This window comes from Marinospirillum sp. (assembly GCF_035271045.1).
Taxonomy (GTDB): domain Bacteria; phylum Pseudomonadota; class Gammaproteobacteria; order Pseudomonadales; family Halomonadaceae; genus Marinospirillum.
The window spans coordinates 183,850-203,782 of record NZ_DATESC010000015.1 but is presented as its reverse complement, the minus strand read 5'-3'; the positions used below and the strand labels follow the sequence as shown (position 1 = coordinate 203,782).

Below are 19,933 nucleotides of genomic sequence, written 5' to 3'. Positions count from 1 at the left end.
TTAAAAGCATCCGTTTAAAGCACTATTTTTAATCACCTAATCTAAGGCTTGTTATATGGAACTGGATTTTTCTGCTTATCGAAAGGAATGGCTTAACTGGATAAAAAAGCAGCTACAAGGCCCACCTGAGCGGCAAGCACTCCAAGAAGAATGCCTTACGTTAGAAGGCATATCACCACTAGAGCGTTATCCCGTTGCGGTACTTTATCCGGTGATTGCCGGTGAAGGCTTGGATGCTGCTGAGACTGAGTTCTCTGATGACGAATCTGGTGTTGAATCTGTTGCAAATAGTGGTGTGGATGACGCTGATAATAAGACCGCTCAATCAGCACAGCTTAGTCGTTATGTTCCGCCTTCATCGGTTGGCTTTTCTTTTTTTATACCAACTGCTAACTGGTGCTTAGCGATAGGGTTTTCTGCAGCAAGCTATAAAAAAACAAATAATCGGGATGAGCCTAGTGGGCACTTTAAAAACTTATCCTATCAACGCATAGCGTTAGGTCGTGACGAAGAAGCCGTGACCATTACACAGCCTGGGCGCTTTGATGTGATGCCTGAAACAGCGGGTGGCGATAACTACCGCGCAGCAATTGATGTGCGTAGTCGTTCACACAAAAATGGTAGTTTAATCACTGTTTCTTTACTTAATACTCAACATGTTGATTCGCAGATTGAAGCTAAAGAATTTCGTCAGCAAGAAATAGAACGCACACTGTTTGAAACTGAATTGTATTGTTTAATAGAAAGTGGGGAGGTGGGTAATTACCCCAATGTTGAATACAGCTTACTTGATGATGAGATGCAAGAGTTAGAGCTGCAGTACCAGCACAAAAAAATTTATGCTGTAGGACATGGTGCTGCAGTTGATTGGCAGCTAAATGCACAAGGCAATGTACAAAAAATATTGACTGATTTTCTGCCGCAAGTAGAAGTGCCACAAATGACAGCAGATGTGCTTAATACTGCTAGTCCAGTTTTGAGTATGGCGTTTCTAAAGCAGAGTGAGCTACAGCCGGAAATGGTACTAAAAGCGTTAGAGTATTTTGTCGATGGCTACGGCAACTGGATGGGTAAGCAGGCATTGATACAATTAACCACTGAACAACAGCCTGCTGCTGACCGCATCTTAGAACGTATGCGTAAAGCCAAACAACGGATGTTAGAAGGTATTGAGTTATTGCGTCATGATCCTCTTGCACGTCAAGCCTTTGCTTATGCTAACCAAGTTATGTTGGAGCAAATGCAGCAAGCAGTGCAGTGCAGTGGTAAGTTACGGCTGTTAGATGAGTATTGTTGGCGACCATTTCAATTAGCCTTCTTTTTAACAGTGTTAAAATCATCTATTGATGAAAACGATCATGAGCGTGATACCGTTGATTTAATTTGGTTCCCAACAGGCGGTGGTAAAACGGAAGCTTATTTAGGGTTAATTGCTTTCGTGATTATTTGGCGGCGTATGCGTTTTCCGCAGTCGGGTGGTGGCACTACCGCTTTTATGCGTTACACCTTGCGATTATTAACCACCCAGCAATATCTACGTGCCTGCCGCATGATTTGTGCGCTTGAGTTATTGCGTCAGCAGCAAGTTGATGCATTAGGAAATGAGTCAATTACTATCGGTCTATGGGTTGGCTCGGCCACCAGTCCAAATAACTACAACGCTGCCTGTAAAATTTTAGAGAAACATACAGGTAATAACAAAGCATCGTTACCTGCTTTTGTTTTACAGTGTTGCCCCTGGTGTAACACGCCGTTTGCAGCCGCTCATAATTACCGTGCAACACACCATAGCTTTGAGTTTATATGTACAGGCAAGAACTGTGAATTTGCTGATGGTCAGCAGATTTTGCCCTGCAATGTTGTGGATGATGCGTTATACGCTGCACCGCCGACTCTGCTGTTAGCAACAGTGGATAAATTTGCACAGTTATTATGGGAAGAACGCGCTCGGCGTTTCTTTGGTGTGAATGGTCAACGGCCACCAGAATTGATTATTCAAGATGAGTTGCATCTGATTGCTAGTGCTTTAGGTTCGGTCTCAGGCGTGTATGAAGCTGGTATTGAAACGGTATTACAGGCACAAGGCATTTACCCAAAATATATCGCTTCAACAGCCACTATTCGTATGGCTAAAGAGCAGGTGCAAGCACTGTATGCAAAAGACGTTGCTGTTTTTCCACCCCCAGGTTTAAGTGCGGACGATTCTTTTTTTGCCAAAACAGTACCAATCACTGAGCGCCCAGGGCGACTGTATGTTGGTTATTTTGCTGCTCGCCTTAACCGTCAGCGTAGTTTGGGGCCCTTAGTGGCGAGTGTATTGGCTGCACCTGAATTGGTTTTTGATACGGCGCGTAATAACAGCGAAGCTTTGCGTGAAGCGTGGTGGACACAACTGATTTATCACGGCAGTTTGCGTGGTGTGGGTAATACACAAAATGCGCTAAGTTTGGATGTACGTAACTATTATGAACGGTTGCTTGAAGAAGCGTTTCAGCTTGCAATATCTGAGGATTTTGTAAATCCTGATCTGGGTAAAGGCACACAAGGTGCCGTGCTACAAAACCGTAAACAGGCATGGTTGCATGAACAACGTATTTCAGAGCGATTTGCACAGTCGCCTGCCTTGCTCACCAGTCAGTCCAGCCCAGAAGAAAATGCGCAAACGTTTTCTGCATTAGAAAAGCACCGTGGTGAAATAGGCTGTATTGATACCGCGTTGGCTACCAATATGGTTTCTGTTGGACTGGATACCTCGCGTTTAGCAGTGATGATTATTAATGGTCAACCGTTAACCACAGCAGAATATATTCAAGCCAGCAGCCGTGTTGGTCGTAGCGATGTGCCGGGTGTGGTCTGTGTTAATTATTACCGCGACCAAACCCGCAGCTTGTCGCACTATGAAAACTTTCGCCCGTATCACGAGTCTTTTTACCGTTATGTGGAACCCTCCAGTGTAACGCCTTATACCTATCAGGCTCGGCGTAGAGCCTTGCATGCAGCTTTAGTCTTGGCGTTACGTTACGCCGTGCCAGCGTTACTAGCCAACGATGCCGCTGGCCGCTTGAATACAGATGACCCCTCAACACAACGAGTGGTTAATCTTTTTATCCAACGTTGTGCCGCCGCTGATCCCAGCCGTAAAGATGCAATTCGACAGCATATCAATGATTTGTTAGCGCAATGGCAGGAAAAGGCAGAGCGTTGTAGGGACCGTAAACGTGCCTTGCACTATCAAGTGCGTAGCAAGGAGCAAGGTGCAGACCGTTTGTTGTATGTTCATGGTGATAATGTGATTGGATTATGGCCAACATTACAGTCGATGCGTAATGTTGAAAGTACAGGATTATTAAAAGGCTTATGAAAAAAAATCAAGATTTCACCCCTGTACGTTTATCACATTTATTAGGGTTCTCCAGTGTTGGTGCGGTGGTGCGTGGGCCGCATTACTTGATGGCAGTGAAAGATACCTCGTACTGGATTAGCAAAGATGGTACGCCCGGTGGTCAGCTTATTTATTATGTCGAGCAGGTGAAGTCGGCGTTAGGCATTGATAAAGCGTTACGTTCACCGCCTATTGCCAAAGAGCAAGACGGCTGGGTTGATGGGGTTTATATTCCAGCACAGATTTTTCCTTCTTGGATGAAGTGTACGCGCTGTCATTTCATCTCTTGTAAACCTTGGCGTTCAACTGGCGAGCGTTTTCCATTTAAATGCGCTCGTGCAGGGTGTCACGGTAAACTTGAGCAGATGCCTTGGGTATTAGTACACGCCAAAGGCTTTTTAAGTGATGTGCCATATCATAGCTTGACACATAAAGATTCCAGTATTAACTGCAAACCTGATTGGACTAATGTTTACTTACAAGCTAAGCCTGATGGCAAAAAATATCAGTTGTACTGTGAACATTGCGGTGCAACCAATAAGCTTTCTCTAAATGGTCATGAGGTTTTTTGGAAAGGAAGACAACAGCCTTGGCGTCAAGAGCAACCTTGCGCTGAAGTATTAAATGAATCACCTATGTGGACTATCTTAGCTGTAAGTGATCCACGCGTGCATTTTACTGAGCGCAAAAATGCTTTAGTTATTCCACCTGAGTCACGTATTCAGCGCGGCTCAGTTGTTGACCGATTGTATTCAAGCGCTGATAAAAGAGCGGCTTTAACACGTTCAAAATCACTGCTAGCGCAAAAATCAGCTATTAAAACGGTCGCTGCAGATATGGGTTGTAGTATTGAGTCTGTTGTCGAGGCATTAGCAGCGATAAATAATGGCTATCCATTATACGGCCAGAATATTAGTAAGGGTCATTTACTAAAAAGTGAATACCAAGCATTGCTGGAACTGATCCCCGATTTATCTGAAGATGAAGACTTTGTGACGCGCCAATACGGTTCGGCATGGACAGCGTTAAGTCAGCAATTAGCAACGAACAGTTTCACTAGCCAAGTGGTCGCTTTAGTTGATGCGGTGATTGGTGTTGAGCGGCTTAAAGAAATTATGGTGATGACTGGGTTTGGCCGATTAGAAATGGATGCTGAGAAGCAAACAATTCTGCCGCCTGATTTAGTGGGGGAGTCGTCATGGTTACCTGCTTTGGAGTTATACGGAGAAGGTATATTTATTACACTAGATCAAGCTATTTTGGCACAATGGGAAGCACAGCCTGAATTGATCCGCCGTGTACAGCAATTAGAAGGGCGTTTAACGAAGGCACCCGTTAACTTTGAAGCTGAAGTTAATCTTAGTCCACGCTTTATGCTGCTGCATGCCTTGTCACATGGCTTAATACGACAGTTTGAAAGCTATGCAGGTTATCCAGCAGCGTCGTTAAAAGAGCGTATCTACTGTTCACATTATGACGCGATGGCCGGAATTTTGATTTATGTAGCCGTGCCGGATGTTGTTGGGTCATTAGGTGGTTTAGCTGAGTTGGCTGAGCCAAAACGCTTATTACCCATTATGTTAACTGCTTTAGAGCAAGCACAATGGTGCTCGTTAGACCCTGTATGTTCTGAGCATGACGGTCAAGGCCCAGGTTTGCTCAATAAAGCGGCTTGCCATGGTTGCCTATTGATTCCAGAAACCAGCTGCAGCTTTGGTAATTTATTGCTAGACCGAGTGTTCATTAAAGGAAGTGTGGAGGATGGTATCTTCCCAATAACTAGTTTTACTAGGAGTTCAGCATGACGCAGCGTGTAATCAAACTACCCGGTGTGCATCAATTAACCAAGGATCAAGAAATGGCTCGCAGTTTACCTTTAGATGGTCAATATTTGATTATCGGTGGGCCGGGCACTGGTAAATCAGTGGTTGCTTTATTGCGGGTTAAGCAGCTTGTCGATCAGAAAAAAGAGTATGTTTTTTTAGTGTTCAATCACTTGTTAAAGCATTCATGTTTTTTACTGGCAGAGCAAAAGCTGGTCGCTGAACAATGGCAGGGTTGGTTTGTTCAGTTATATAAGAATGCGTTACAAGTCAAAAATGTGCCGCGTTTACCTAAAAAAGAACAGCAAAAATATGCTGATTTTGATTGGGACACGATTGTGTCAAACGCTCAAGCACATGGGCCGCTAGAAAATGCTGATGCCTTGCCTTATTTGGTTGTTGATGAAGGGCAGGATATGCCCAGACAGTTCTATCAAATGTTAGCCGAGCTTGGTTACGAAAATTTCTTTGTTGTAGCGGATCAAAATCAGCAGCTTGTTACTGGCGAAAACAGCTCGCGTCAAGACATAGAAAATGCGTTAGGTATTGAAGTGGGTGAGGTGGTCGAGCTAAAAAATAACCATCGTAACCACTATGCAACCGCGCGTTTAGCACGAGCTTTTTATACGGGCGACCCAGCCAGTCCGCCCCCTGAATTGCCACCAGCACCCAAGCATAATGTGTTAAAACCACTCTTGTTTAATTACCAAGAACAGCATTTTAAAACGATATGTAAACGTATCGTTTTAATGGCAAATGCTTATCCAACTAAATTAGTGGCTGTATTAACACCTAATAATAGGTCACGAGAAATATTTGTTGAGCAGCTCAGGCAGCAAGCTCAATTGCTGGAACAGACTTCACTCTTGATTTCTACCTATCAACATGGCGCTACAGAAAACATTCCCTTTAATCGCGGTGGAGTTATGGTAATCAATGCACAAGCCTGTAAAGGGCTGGAGTTTGATGTGGTGTTTATTGCTGATATTGATAAATACCATGCACCAAGTAATGACTTAGATCAGTTAAAAAAGTTGTTTTATGTCATGAGTTCAAGAGCTATTGATCGTTTATTACTACTGAGTGCCAGCAGTCAAGATTACCCTGCCTACCCGATTATTCCGACAGACGCCGATATTTTGGAGATTAAGTAATGAGTCAGTCCAGTGAGTTGTTTTCTAATGCTGTTGCCGTTGTCGAAGTAGACAAGAAGCAGAGTGTTGGGGCGAAAAAGATCCAGCATACCTGGCGTTTTGTTACTAACCAAATGAATATGGCATATATGCTTGGCAGCGGTTTAATCATGCCACCTAGCGGTTTTGGGCAGAAATACTACCAAGATACCTTGCAATTGATGCCTAACTGGATTCCATTATTCCCTAAAGCTGTGTCAGTTGAAGCGCTAGCATACGTTGTTGCAGAACAGCCCAAACAGTTGAATGCTTGCTATGTTGAACTTGATTTAAGCGGTGTTTCTTGTAGCGCATGGCGCTATGCAAGCGAGCAGTGGCAGCAGATTAAGTTTCCAGAGGCGTTGGATGGTACAGAGGAACTGTTGCTTTTACCCGCGCCTTTGCCGATTAGTTTGATTAAACATAATATTGTGTTTGCTGAAGCTGAACATGCAAAAGCATTTACCCATTCATTTAATGATTATGGTAATGCTGAGTTAACTCCGTTAAAAGCCAGTACAAAAAAGCCGGAATTTAATAAAAAGAAAACCTTGCCTTGGCCATTGGCTATACCTGAAACAATAAGCCTGCAGCCGTTGCAGATTGATTTACCTGCCGTGAATGCTATTGGTGGCGCAGTGGCTGCTTTGGCTATTTTCAGTCAAAGCAATGGTTTTGCTAAAGTTGCGTATCAAGCGATTTCAGGGCGTAGCAATACCCAAAAAGCTGAAGAGAGCCAGTTTAAGTTATTAAATATTATGACTGATTGGGCTTATAGTATTGAGACAGACAATACTTCAAAAGATACTTTTGCCTTATTAGTGCAACGCTTATACGAAAATATAGGGTCATCTGATTATGGCAGTGCCTTGGATATCATCTTGGCGCACTTTACTGAAATTAGTGAAATCGTTTTTCCTGGTCATCAAAGTGCATTGTCTAATGCTAAAGAATTAATGCAACTTATCAGCGAAAATGCTCGTACACCACAAGATACCTTAGAAAACTTACTCAAAGAGCATGACAAACCTTTGCAGCAAGTACTTTTAAGCTTTGTCTTTCGTGAGCGTTTAGAGGACTTATGGTTGTACCCGCTCCCTATTCAGCCTGAACGAGTTGCTGATGTTGCTTTGTTAGCGGGTTTGCGTGAAGGGTGGATGAACTTAGATCGTCTTTTTAAGCAACAGCAACGTTGCAATACTTTTGTGCCAAGCTTGATGGCAATGCTTGCACATCGTTTTGCAGGTACAGATATGGTGTTGCCTAAAATTGATGCGCCTTTTCTACTCTCTGAGTATTTCTCGACAGAAAATTGGTCAAAAAGTCGACAGGATGCTGCTGTTTATTTAGCAAAAAAACAGAAGTGGGCGTGTGTGACAACGCGTATTTCTTTAGGCCGAGGTGATTACCAACTGAGTGTTGGCGCAAGTGGTGTCGACCTTGTGTTGGATGGTGAAGTGAAAGCCGTACGTACTGAGGTTGATAGGGTGGTGTTTGATGCCGCTTTAGCCCAGCTGCCTATTCTTGATCCTAAACTGGATGCTGAGTTACGCAAACTGTTAGGGACTAAGCCTTAAATGCTGATGGTGCCAGATAATCCTTATCCGACATCTAGTAAAGCAGAAAAGCGCATTTTTGATGCACTAAGAGAAGCATTTCATCCGTACCATACAACATTTATTGCATTGCATTCTTTTAAGTTGCCTCAGCATACTTATAAGCGTAGTGCTGAGATGGATTTTTTAATTTGTTGTTCGCAGGGTGTGTTTGCTTTAGAAATCAAAGGTGGTCGGGTGAGCTTTGATGGTCAGCGCTGGGGTTATATGAATCGAGAAGGATACGAGACTATTTCCTATGAAGGCCCTTTTCGTCAGGCTGAAAGTGCCATGTACAGTTTGCGCGGGCGGTTAAGTCAGCAATTAACCAACACTTTATTTAAAAAAATAACTTTTGGTTATGGAGTGGTTTTTCCTGACTGTCGTTTAAGTGCTGAGTCAGTTGAATGGGATAAAGCCTTGCTCTGTCAAGATGGCCAGCATCGCGCTTTAGAGCGCTGGCTAAAACAATTGATTCAATATTGGTGTGCCAAAGAATCAGCACCTCAGCAGCTGAGCGCTGATGATATAAAAGTGTTAATGGATGTGTTAAGGCCCAAGCAGGTTGCGATTACACCTTTGCATACTCAAGTGGAATGGGTAAATGAGCGTATTACACAATTTACTGAGCAACAACTATTGTTGCTTGATGTTGTAGACGCTAATCCTCGAGTTATGTGTTCAGGTAGTGCCGGTACAGGTAAAACTTTGATGGCAATGGAGTTGGCGAGGCGTTGGACATCTGCCGGCAAACAAGTTTTGCTTGTTTGCCATTCTACGTGGCTAAAAAACTTTTTAATTGCAGCGTTTCGTTTACCTAATCTAACCATTAGCACACTAGAAGGCCTGCCTATAGCAGCACGGCGGTCGCACATACACTGCTATGATGCCTTGTTGGTTGATGAAGGTCAGGACGTGTTGGATATACAGTTTATTTCGCAGATTGAATCCTATTTAACTGATGGTTTTACCCGAGGTCGCTGGGTATTTTTTCATGATATTAATAATCAGGCCGGTTTATTTGGGGCAATTGATCCACAGGTTTTTGCCCAGCTAGAACGCTTAGCGCCAGTGCAGGTTCCTCTAAGGCGCAATTGTCGTAATACAGCTAATATTCTTGATGCTATCCGTGAATATACCAATGCAGATATGGCTATTGAAGCTGTGGGTGCTGGGCCTTCTGTGAAGGTTGTTCAGGTGACGAATGCTGCACATCGCTTAACTCTGTTAAAGCAATCTGTTGCTGAGATTTTAGAGTACGGTGGCTTACCCGCCGCAGAGTTGACGATTTTAACTGATAGATGCCCTGTATATTTTATGCAGCAGTTTGGCCGACTTTTGCCCTGTAAAGTGATGGTATTGGATGACTACGCGATGCAAAACTTTCCTCCTAATGCTGTTAGTTTAACTACTATTGGTGCATTTAAAGGTTTGGAAAATACTGCAGTGATTATCTGTTTAGATGAATCTGGTGCGCCTGTACAGCAACAGCAATTATTACGCTATGTGGGTATGAGCCGTGCTCGCGCTGTATTGCATATCCTAGATTCAACCCTAACTTAATGAGTTGCATTTGAGCATTAAATTCAGGCTAACAAGTTGAATCTAAGAAGGCAAAAACAGTGGTATAAATAAAGTAGAAAGTTACATTAATAAAATAAGGATTAACCATGCGACTTTTACATACTATGTTTCGTGTCAGAGATTTGGATAAATCGCTGCATTTTTATACCCAAATCATGGGCATGACACTATTACGCACTAGTAAAAATACAGAGTACCGTTATACGTTAGCCTTTGTTGGTTATGGTGAAGAAGCCGATAATACGGTGATTGAGTTAACGCATAATTGGGATGTCGACCAATACGATCTTGGTACAGCTTATGGTCACATTGCGATTGAGGTCGACGACGTTTACAGCAGTTGCGATAAATTACGTGCTGCTGGCGCTAAAATCACTCGTGAACCTGGCCCTGTATTAGGCGGCTCTACTGAAATCGCTTTTGTTGAAGACCCCGATGGTTACAAAATAGAGTTAATTGCCAGCAAAGGTGCAGGCCAAGGCCTAGAAGGTTAATCAAACTAAAGGGTGTGTTTTACACGACAAGCACCAGCGCTATCGCAGTGTTTTTTTTCTAGGCATAGCAATAGCGGTGGTGTACTTTTTTCGTAAATTACTACTAAATTTGCCCATCCCAGTTACTAATAAAAGCTTGCAGCGCTTGGCCTAAATACCAAGCGTCTTTGCTGCCTGCTGTTTCACGAATGGAATGCATTGACCATTGGGGCGCACCAACATCAACAACCCTTACGCCTAACTTAGTGGCTGCAATTGGGCCAATAGTGCTGCCGCAACCCATATCCGACCTAACCACAAAGCGTTGATAAGGCACTTTTGCCATTTCACAAAAACTAATAAATAATGCGCTGGTTTCGCTGCTGGTGGCATAACGCTGATTGGCATTCATTTTAATCACTGGGCCTAAGTTTAATTTGGGACCGTGATTTTCATCGTGTTTATCTGCGTAATTAGGGTGCAACGCGTGAGCATTGTCGCAAGAAATTAGCATCGAACGCGCCATCATGCGTTGATATTTCTGTTCTTCACCCGCTAAACGCCGCAACACGCTTTCTAAAAATGGGCCTTCAGCACCAATCGCTGAAGCGCTACCCACTTCCTCATGATCGTTGCACACTAATAAAGACGTGGCGGGTTGTGGTGTATCGACGGCTAACATTGCTTGCAAACCCGTGTAGCAAGACAGCAAGTTATCCAAACGCGCCGCGCTAATAAATTCTTGCTCTAAACCGATTAATGCCGGTGGCTGAGTGTCATAAAAACACAAGTCATAATCAACGACCTCTTTAACTGCATGACCTTCACGGCGTAACCAACCAGCAATTAAGTTACGTAAAACTAACGTTGGGTTGTCGCCTGTTTTCAAGCCTAATATGGGTGGCAAATGCAGTTGTGCATTGACTTCTGAATTTTTATTGGCATCACGGTTTAGGTGAATTGCCAAAGAAGGAATAATGGCAATGGGTGTTTCTATATTCAACAAAGCTACTTTTAATTGACCGGCTTCGTCACGAAAATGAACCTGCCCCGCTAAGGAAAGGTCACGGTCAAACCAAGTGTGCAACAACACGCCGCCATACACTTCAACCCCTAATTGTAAACAACCATGACGCAACAGTTCAGCTTTAGGTTTTACTTTTAAGCAAGGACTGTCAGTATGTGCGCCAATCATACGCACACCACTTTCAGCAACGGCGTGTTCGCCTAAACGAAACGCAATCAAGGAACGATCACCACGTGTTAACCAATAGCCTTGACCGGGTTGTAATTGCCACTCATCACCTTCATTTAAAGCTTGGTAGCCTGCTGCTTCTAATTGATGCGCCATGGTTGCGGCAGCGTGAGCGGGACTGGGTGAAGATTGTAAGAAGCTAATTAGACCTTGATTAAATACTGCTTGCTGTTGAGTCACTGATTTATTACCTGTCATAGTTGTTACTTTGTTAGGTGCTTTTTTATCATCGCTGGTCACTTTTTGTGCTATCACCAGCCCGATGCGGTATGCTTTAACCCGAAAATTAAACTTATTCTAAACCCTGTAATCTATAGCTGATACCTTACTATAAGCTGATCGCTTAAAAACTGTTTTAGGAGTAATACCGGATGCACAAGCAATTACTGCGTGGCTTGATGATCTGCTTTTTAACCCTTGGCTTTATGCCTTTGGCTAGTGCAGCAGAAACTTCCACGCGCCAGTATACACCGCTTGAAGAATTACAGCCTTCAGAGGCTCACCGTCAAGTAGCCCGCGAGATTACTCGCTCGATGACCCGTCAGCATTTTGCAACCGTCACTTTAAATAAAGAACTTGAAAAACAAACACTAGAAAGTTACTTAAAGCAACTTGATCCAAATAAAGCGTTATTAACGGCTAAACAAGCAGAGACCATTCTTAGCAACACTTTAAAAATAGAAAATGCTTTAGTTAAAGGCGATTTAGATTATTCATTTGAGCTTTTTTTGCAAGTGACTCAACTGCACATTAAACGCTTAGAAAATAATTTAACGCAGTTAAAAGACCAATTAGCGCATTTTAGTTTTGAAAAAAATCAGCGTTTTTATGGTGATCGCCGCAAAGTTGATTGGCCAGCAACAACGGCTGAGCTGGATACTTATTGGCAGCAGCGCATGACACATGAGCTATTAAGCTTAATGGATGCGGATAAAAGTGTTGAAGAAGCCCGCGATTTATTAGTGCGTCGTTATGAAAATCAGCTAAATCGAATTCGGCAAACCAATAGTGACGATATTTTTCAAGGCTTTATGAATGCTTTTACTACCAGCGTTGACCCACACACCAACTACTTTTCGCCGCGTCGCAGTGAAAGTTTTAGTATTCAAATGAAGCTTTCTTTAGACGGTATTGGTGCGATGCTGCAAACCGATAATGAGTTTACTAAAGTGGTTAGCCTTGTTGCCGGTGGCCCAGCGGATAAACAGGGTCAATTAAAGCCGAGTGATCAAATTTTAGGTGTGGGTCAAGGTAAAAAAGAACCCATTGAAAACGTGGTGGGTTGGCGTTTAGACGAGGTGGTCGACTTGATTCGCGGCCCTAAAGGTTCGATTGTACGTTTAGAAGTGCAAGCCGCCGACAGCACTAATCACCGTATCGTACAAATTGAACGCAATGCTGTCCAATTAGAAGACCAAGCCGCCAGTAAAAAGGTTATTAAAACCACGATAGACGGTGAATTGCGCCGTATTGGGGTTATTGAAATACCTACTTTTTACCTGGATTTTGAAGGCCAACGCAGCAATAGCAAAGATTATCGCAGCACTACCCGCGATGTCGCACGGTTAATTGATGAGCTGCAAGAAGAAAATATTAACGGCTTAGTCATTGATCTACGCAATAATGGTGGCGGTGCGTTACAAGAGGCCAATGATTTAGTCGGTTTGTTTATCTCGCGTGGGCCAACGGTGCAAATTCGTGATGCTAACGGTAAGGTGAATATTCTTGGCGACAGCAGCGGCAAAATTCACTACAGCGGCCCATTAGCGGTGGTGATTAATCGTTTGTCAGCTTCAGCGTCTGAAATTTTTGCTGGTGCGATTCAAGATTATGGCCGTGGGCTAGTGATTGGCGAACAATCCTTTGGTAAAGGTACTGTGCAAACCATTATGGATTTAAGTTATGGGCAGCTAAAAATTACCCGTGCTAAGTTTTATCGCATTTCTGGTGACAGCACCCAACACCGTGGCATAGTTCCTGATATTCTTTTCCCGCCTTTATTTGATACTAAACAAGTGGGTGAAAGTGCCTCACCTAATGCGCTACCTTGGGATCAGGTAAAAGCCGTGTTGCCACCACGCCAGTCTATCGTTGAACAAGCGTTAACACGGCTTAAAGCAAACCATAAAGAACGTATTGCTAACGACCCTAACTTTCAGTTTTTAACCGATCAGTCAGATTGGCTAAGCCGCCATGAAGATTCACCAGGGATTAGCTTGAATCGCACTCAGCGTAAGTTAGAAAAAGAAAAAGAGCAGACGGAACAGCTAGTAATAGAAAACCGTCGCCGTCAAGGTTTAGGTTTAACGCCACTTAGTAAGTTAGAAGATGAGCTTGATGAAGACCATGCTGAAAAGAAAATCACGCCAATTGATACGGCTATTCTTGAAGAAGCAGGGCGTATTCTACTTGATTTTTCACACCTACAAACCAGCCAACGCTAGCTTTTAAGTGCTAGCTTTTTGAGACTCGCCTGCTTCTATGGGCAGGCGAATCAATCCGGCTGGTACTTTACGTTTTAATAAAAAAGCTTCTTCAATAATGCCATCGGCTCGCTGCTCGGTTAATAAGTGCTCGATTTTAAAATTGCTGGCATACAACGCATCAACTTCTGCTGCCGTAATGTTAAAAGGTGGCATCTGTTGTTCTTTAGGTGCTTGGCGGGTAATCAACAGCATTTTTGCGCTCGGTTTTAAACTGTGCGCTAAAAATAAAGCATAGTTTTGCCTTGCTGCTGGTGTTAATGCCACTAGCGCAGCGCGATCATATACAGCGTCCACTGAACGCAGCATTTCAGGTTTCATGTGCAAAATATCGCCTGCTACAAATAATAAGCGCCCTTGCCACGCAAATTTTAACTGGTGTTCTTGGTTGTAACGTACTGGCTCATCGTGGGTAATAAGGTATTCTTGTTGGGCTTTTTCTGATAAGTCAGCACCAATCACTTCATGCCCTTCCGACAATAACCAATCCATATCTAAACTTTTACCGCATAAAGGCACAAAAACACGGCTATCTGGTGTAAGTTCTAACCTTTGCCAAAAACGCTGTAAATGCCGATTGACTTGTGGTTGATGAAAACCCAGTTTATCGTTACGCCACACGTCTTCCCAATAGACTTTATCCATGTTTTTTTCCTAGTTTAAAAAATAAATAAAAAAATAGTCATATCCATTGCTAACTCAACTACCAATATAGCAAACCGATGCTTTCTTGTTGACTAGCACTTAGGCGGCATCCCTCTGTATAATTCCCATCATCAAACTTTAAAGGTCTTGTTCCCTCTTATGTCCGAAACTAGCACCATCACCAAAAAATTGTTTATAAAAACGCACGGTTGCCAAATGAATGAATACGATTCATCCCGTATGGCAGACTTATTGGGCGTTTCCCACCAGCTAGAATTAACAGATGATGAAAACGAAGCCGACGTTATTCTACTCAATACTTGTTCGATTCGTGAAAAAGCCCAAGAAAGGGTTTTTCATCAATTAGGCCGATGGAAGAAATTAAAAGCTAAAAACCCTGACTTATTAATTGGCGTGGGTGGCTGTGTTGCTAGTCAAGAAGGCGATAATATTCGTAAGCGTGCGCCGATTGTTGACTTGGTGTTTGGGCCACAAACGCTGCACCGTGTCCCCGAAATGATAGATGCAACACGCAGTACTAAAATTCCAATGGTTGATGTTACTTTTCCTGAAATCGAAAAATTTGATAATCTGCCTGCGCCCAAAGTGGAAGGCGTTACGGCGTATTTATCGGTGATGGAAGGCTGTTCTAAATACTGTACTTTTTGTGTTGTGCCTTACACACGCGGTGAAGAAGTTTCACGGCCTTTTGCTGATGTCATGCTTGAAGTGCAACAGCTAGCCGACCAAGGTGTTCGAGAAATTAATTTATTAGGTCAAAATGTTAATGCTTACAATGGCTTAAATGAAGATGACGATGAAATTGATTTAGCGGAGTTAATTACTTGCGTTGCGGCCGTTGAAGGCATTGACCGAATTCGTTTTACCACTTCACATCCTGTCGAGTTTTCTGACAGCCTTATTGAAGTGTTTAAACACGAGCCTAAGCTGGTTAGCCATTTACACTTGCCCGTACAATCAGGTTCAGATGCGATATTAACCGCCATGAAACGCGGTCATAATCGCGCTGAGTACGTGGATAAAATGCAGCGTATTCGTGCTAATCGCCCTGATATTTGTTTTTCTTCTGACTTTATCATTGGCTTTCCTGGTGAAACCGAAGCGGATTTTGAACAAACGATGGATTTAATCGAAGAAATTGGTTTTGATATTTCTTATTCCTTTATTTTTAGCGCTCGCCCTGGAACGCCTGCTGCAGATATGGTTGATGACCTACCGGAAGCGGTTAAGAAAGAACGCTTAGCAAGGCTGCAAGCGCGTATTACTCAGCAAGCGCAGCAAATTAGCCGCCGTATGTTAGGCAGCACGCAGCGTATTTTAGTGACGGGTTTAGCCACCAAAGATCCTGGGCAGTTTACCGGCCGTACTGAAAATAACCGCATTGTTAACGTTAGCTGCGACAACCCCACTGATTATATTGGGCAATTTGTTGATGTCCTTATTAAAGGTGTTTACACCAATTCTTTACGCGGTTGTTTGGCGGATTAAATTATAGTTATCAAGGATATACTCGATGCAAGATGCTCTATCGGGACAGCGTATTATTCAGCTTTCGTTACAACCTTTAAACAGCAGCCGTTTAGCAAGCCTTTGCGGTTTACATAACGACCATTTAAAGCTAATTGAACAGCGTTTGGGCGTAAGCCTTCGTAATCGTGGGCATGATTTTGAAATCAGCGGTGAGGCCAGACGCACTAACGTTGCAGCGGCTATTTTAGAGCAGCTGTATAAAGAAACCGCCAGCGAAGATTTACAATTAGAAACGGTTCACCTGCATTTACAAGAAGCAGGCATGGCAGCGCTAGAAGAAGAGGGCGTAACCGAAACATTTACCCCTACGTCGATTCGTACTCCTAAATTAAAGGTGCGTGCACGCGGCGCAAACCAACAGGGCTATGTGGACTCGATTCGCCGACACGATATTAACTTTGGTATTGGCCCTGCCGGAACGGGTAAAACGTATTTGGCCGTTGCTTGTGCTGTTGAAGCTTTGATGAAAGATGAAATTAGACGTATTTTACTGGTGCGTCCAGCGGTGGAAGCGGGTGAGAAGTTAGGTTTTTTGCCCGGTGATTTAGCGCAAAAAATAGACCCTTATTTGCGTCCACTTTACGATGCCTTGTATGAAATGCTAGGGTTTGAACAAGTTGCTAAAATGATTGAAAAGAATTTGATTGAAGTAGCGCCGTTAGCTTTTATGCGTGGTCGTACTTTAAACAACGCTTACGTTATTTTAGATGAAAGTCAAAACACCACGCGTGAACAAATGAAAATGTTTTTAACGCGAATTGGCTTTGGTACAACGGCAGTCATTACCGGCGACATTACCCAAATTGATTTACCCAAAGGTATGCCATCGGGCTTAACGCACGTTATGACGGTACTTAAAGATGTACCAGGCATTGGCATGACGCGCTTTGAAAACCGTGATGTCGTCCGTCACCCTTTAGTGCAGCGCATTGTAGAAGCTTACGATATTGCTGAAGCTGCGGCAGAAATTGAACAACAAAAAAGGCGATCGTCTTAACATGAACACTGATGAACCTGCTTTATGGTTAGATGTACAGCTAGCAACAGAACAGCCAGAACTTTGTCCTCCTGAAGAGCAGTTATTCACTTGGTGTTGTTTAGCTTTGCAACTGTCATCACCAAAAGCTCCTGAAGTAACCATTCGGATTGTTGATAACCCTGAAAGTCAGCAGCTAAATAATGACTACCGTGGCAAGAACCAACCGACTAATGTCTTATCCTTTCCCTTTGAAAGCCCCATTGATTTACCCGCTGAAGCTGAGTTAAGTTTATTGGGTGACTTGGTGATCTGTTTGCCTAAGGTAATAAAAGAAGCAGCAGAACAACAAAAGCCAGTGTTAAGTCATTGGGCGCACCTTGTTATCCACGGTATGCTGCACCTACAAGGCTATGACCATGAAACAGAACCAGAAGCCGAATTGATGGAAAACTTAGAAATTGCATTACTGGCTAAGTTAGGCATCAACAATCCTTACATCGCAATAATCTAGGTTGATTAACAAATACCATGAACGAAGACCGATCGAGTCAACTACAACCTTCCAAAAATTGGTTTGATAAACTTTTGGGTGCTTTTTCTGCCGAACCCCGTAACCGTTTAGAGTTGTTAGAGTTTCTTAAAGATGCCTCAGAAAGGCAGTTAATTGCTAGTGAAGCTTTAACAATTATAGAAGGTGCGCTACAGCTTAGCGATATGCAAGTGGGTGATGTGATGATACCTCGCTCACACATGACGGTAGTGAAAATTGACCAACACCCCCGTGAGTTCTTGTCTAGGCTAATAGAATCCGCGCATTCACGCTTTCCTGTGATAGGCGAAACGTCAGATGAAGTATTGGGTATTTTATTAGCCAAAGATTTACTGCCATTGATTGTTGACCATGAGGCTATGGAAGGTTTTGATATTCGTCAGGTCTTGCGCCAAGTCGCTTTTGTACCCGAATACAAAGGTTTGTATTCTATGCTGCGTGAATTTCGTGAAACCCATAATCACATGGCCATCGTTGTTGATGAGTACGGTGGTACCGCTGGATTAGTGACTATTGAAGATGTGCTTGAAGAAATTGTAGGCGATATTGAAGATGAGCATGACGTAGAAGAAGAAGCGGATATTCGCCCTGTTGATTCCGGTAATTATTTAGTTAAAGCTTTAACGCCCATTGAAGACTTTAACGATTATTTTAATTGTGACTTTAGTGATGAAGAGTTCGATACGCTCAGTGGGATTTTAATGCAAAAATTTGGGCACTTGCCCAGACGCGGTGAAGCCGTTGTTATCGCTAGTTTTGAATTTACCGTTATTAATGCCGATAATCGCCGTATTCGACTGTTACAAGTGCGTCGATTAAACAGCGACGAAATCGCTGAACTTCCAGATCAGGATTAATTTGTTGTTTAAGCGCGTTAAAATACCCCTTGTTGGCCATCTACTTGCCTTGCTAGCAGGTGGTCTAATTACGCTTTCTTTTGCGCCCTTTAACTTTTGGCTAGCGGGCTTTTTAGCCCCTTTAGCTTTTTGGTTATTGCTTAAAGACTTAACCCATAAGCAAGCCATTTTAAGGGGTTGGCTATTTGGTGTAGGGGTTTTTGGTTCGGGGGCTTCGTGGGTTTATGTCAGCATTCAAGAACACAGCGGCACACCAACGCTTATAGCCATCAGTATGACTTGGGCTTTTGTCGCAAGCCTTGCTTTATTATTTGCATTGCAAGCATTTATTTGGCAACGCTGGTTAAGCCAGACTAGAGCGCTGATTAGTTGGCCTGCCCTGTGGGTATTAATGGAAGCCCTACGCAGCTGGCTGTTAACAGGTTTTCCTTGGTTATTATTAGGTACTAGCCATTTAGCCACGCCTTACAGTGGCTGGGTTCCTGTGCTAGGGGTTTATGGTTTATCAGCAATCAGTGTTTTAAGTGGTTTACTTCTTTATTACAGCCTACGGCTTAATACCGTGCATTGGCAGCGTGGCCTAGTGATGAGTTTATTAATCGCTTTACCGTTAGCTGGTACTTACCTTAATAATAAAAAATGGACAAAAACTTATGGTCAGCCGATTACGCTAGGATTAGTGCAAGGTAATATCCAACAAGCTGATAAATGGAATACATCTAAACAAAGCGAAATTATTAATAGGTATTTAAGTTTAAGCCATGCATTGGGTGAAGTTGATGTGATTATCTGGCCAGAAACAGCCTTGCCTTTATTGCCAAACCGTGCCCAACCTTTTTTTGATGGCGCATTAGAAAAAGCAGGTCCAACAGCAGGACTCATGGCTGGATCAATAAGCTTGGCAGCCAACCAAAAAAATTATCACAATAGCCTATACACTGCTGGCAATGCTTCAGGGTACTACCACAAGGTAAAACTGGTGCCTTTTGGTGAATACCTGCCTTTTGAGCAACAGCTGCGCGGTTTAATCGACTTTTTTGATTTGCCGATGTCCAGTTTTTTATCGGGCACAGAACACCCTGCCAACCTGATCGTTGCTAATACGCGTGTTGCGCCGTTAATTTGCTATGAAGTGGCTTACCCTGATTTTGTGGCTAAACAAGCCTTTAACAGCCACTGGCTAGTTACTGTGTCTAATGATGCTTGGTTTGGCGCTTCAATAGGCCCGCTGCAGCATTTTGAAATGGCACGTTTTCGTGCCTTAGAAACGGGTCGCCCTATGGCACGCGCCACTAATAATGGTATTACTGCACTGATTGATTACCAAGGCCAAGTGATTAATCAGCTGCCGCAATTTATTTCAGGCAACTTAAAAGGCCAACTTCAACCCCGTGAAGGCAACACACCCTTTATGCTAACTGGCAGCCTGCCGCTTTGGGTATTCTGCTTGCTTTTAATTGAGTGGCAAAGGTATTTACAAAAAAATGTTGGTAGAAAAAACATTGGCAAAAAAAGGCACTAAAAAAACAAAATACTGGCACAGCCACCAACGTTCTTAAAAAACTTAACTTTACATAAAGAACA

At 43.2% G+C, this 19,933-nt stretch carries 14 protein-coding genes; 12 read left to right on the top strand and 2 right to left on the bottom strand.

What is annotated here, in order from left to right; all coding sequences use genetic code 11:
• Positions 1–55 precede the first annotated feature (55 nt).
• From VJY63_RS06545 to gloA, 6 genes are all read left to right on the top strand, one after another.
• Entirely contained in the window at positions 56–3,361 is a 3,306-nt protein-coding gene (locus tag VJY63_RS06545; RefSeq protein WP_324049203.1) for a helicase-related protein, read from the top strand.
• Entirely contained in the window at positions 3,358–5,187 is a 1,830-nt protein-coding gene (locus VJY63_RS06540; protein WP_324049201.1) for a DUF1998 domain-containing protein, read from the top strand. Before VJY63_RS06545 ends, VJY63_RS06540 begins: the two co-directional genes overlap by 4 nt.
• Positions 5,184–6,359, top strand: coding sequence for an AAA family ATPase (locus tag VJY63_RS06535; RefSeq protein WP_324049199.1), 1,176 nt, complete (start codon positions 5,184–5,186; stop codon positions 6,357–6,359). Before VJY63_RS06540 ends, VJY63_RS06535 begins: the two co-directional genes overlap by 4 nt.
• A complete protein-coding gene (locus VJY63_RS06530; RefSeq protein WP_324049198.1) occupies positions 6,359–7,954 on the top strand; it encodes a hypothetical protein in 1,596 nt (531 codons plus the stop codon). Before VJY63_RS06535 ends, VJY63_RS06530 begins: the two co-directional genes overlap by 1 nt.
• Positions 7,955–9,535, top strand: coding sequence for an NERD domain-containing protein (locus VJY63_RS06525; protein ID WP_324049196.1), 1,581 nt, complete (start codon positions 7,955–7,957; stop codon positions 9,533–9,535).
• A gap of 107 nt (positions 9,536–9,642) precedes the next feature.
• On the top strand, positions 9,643–10,050 hold the full coding sequence (gene gloA, locus VJY63_RS06520) for a lactoylglutathione lyase (protein ID WP_324049194.1): 408 nt from the start codon (positions 9,643–9,645) through the stop codon (positions 10,048–10,050).
• 103 nt (positions 10,051–10,153) lie between these two features.
• Here gloA and VJY63_RS06515 read toward each other — a convergent pair whose 3' ends face one another.
• Complete coding sequence (locus VJY63_RS06515; RefSeq protein WP_422655639.1) at positions 10,154–11,482, bottom strand: M18 family aminopeptidase; 1,329 nt, start codon at positions 11,480–11,482, stop codon at positions 10,154–10,156.
• Between the two features lie 173 nt (positions 11,483–11,655).
• On the opposite strand from VJY63_RS06515, the gene VJY63_RS06510 reads away from it, so the two are divergent.
• Positions 11,656–13,728 carry a carboxy terminal-processing peptidase gene (locus tag VJY63_RS06510; RefSeq protein WP_324049190.1) on the top strand — a complete coding sequence of 691 codons (2,073 nt, stop codon included), beginning with the start codon at positions 11,656–11,658 and terminating at the stop codon, positions 13,726–13,728.
• A gap of 3 nt (positions 13,729–13,731) precedes the next feature.
• On the opposite strand, the gene VJY63_RS06505 is transcribed toward VJY63_RS06510, so the two are convergent.
• Positions 13,732–14,412, bottom strand: a complete 681-nt coding sequence (locus VJY63_RS06505; protein ID WP_324049188.1) for a hypothetical protein — start codon at positions 14,410–14,412, stop codon at positions 13,732–13,734.
• Positions 14,413–14,589: 177 nt separating this feature from the next.
• On the opposite strand from VJY63_RS06505, the gene miaB reads away from it, so the two are divergent.
• Genes miaB through lnt form a run of 5 tightly spaced genes read left to right on the top strand, consistent with a single transcriptional unit; the run spans position 14,590 to position 19,871 of the window.
• Complete coding sequence (miaB, locus tag VJY63_RS06500) at positions 14,590–15,921, top strand: tRNA (N6-isopentenyl adenosine(37)-C2)-methylthiotransferase MiaB (RefSeq protein ID WP_324049319.1); 1,332 nt, start codon at positions 14,590–14,592, stop codon at positions 15,919–15,921.
• Between the two features lie 25 nt (positions 15,922–15,946).
• The gene (locus VJY63_RS06495) at positions 15,947–16,960 is read left to right on the top strand and encodes a PhoH family protein (RefSeq protein ID WP_324049186.1); all 1,014 of its coding nucleotides are present in this window, start codon (positions 15,947–15,949) and stop codon (positions 16,958–16,960) included.
• A gap of 1 nt (position 16,961) precedes the next feature.
• Positions 16,962–17,453 (top strand): rRNA maturation RNase YbeY, encoded by a 492-nt coding sequence (gene ybeY, locus VJY63_RS06490; RefSeq protein ID WP_324049184.1) that lies wholly within the window; start codon positions 16,962–16,964, stop codon positions 17,451–17,453.
• Between the two features lie 17 nt (positions 17,454–17,470).
• Positions 17,471–18,349 carry an HlyC/CorC family transporter gene (locus VJY63_RS06485; protein ID WP_324049182.1) on the top strand — a complete coding sequence of 293 codons (879 nt, stop codon included), beginning with the start codon at positions 17,471–17,473 and terminating at the stop codon, positions 18,347–18,349.
• Positions 18,350–18,353: 4 nt separating this feature from the next.
• Positions 18,354–19,871 carry an apolipoprotein N-acyltransferase gene (gene lnt / locus VJY63_RS06480; protein ID WP_324049181.1) on the top strand — a complete coding sequence of 506 codons (1,518 nt, stop codon included), beginning with the start codon at positions 18,354–18,356 and terminating at the stop codon, positions 19,869–19,871.
• The last annotated feature ends 62 nt before the right edge of the window (positions 19,872–19,933 follow it).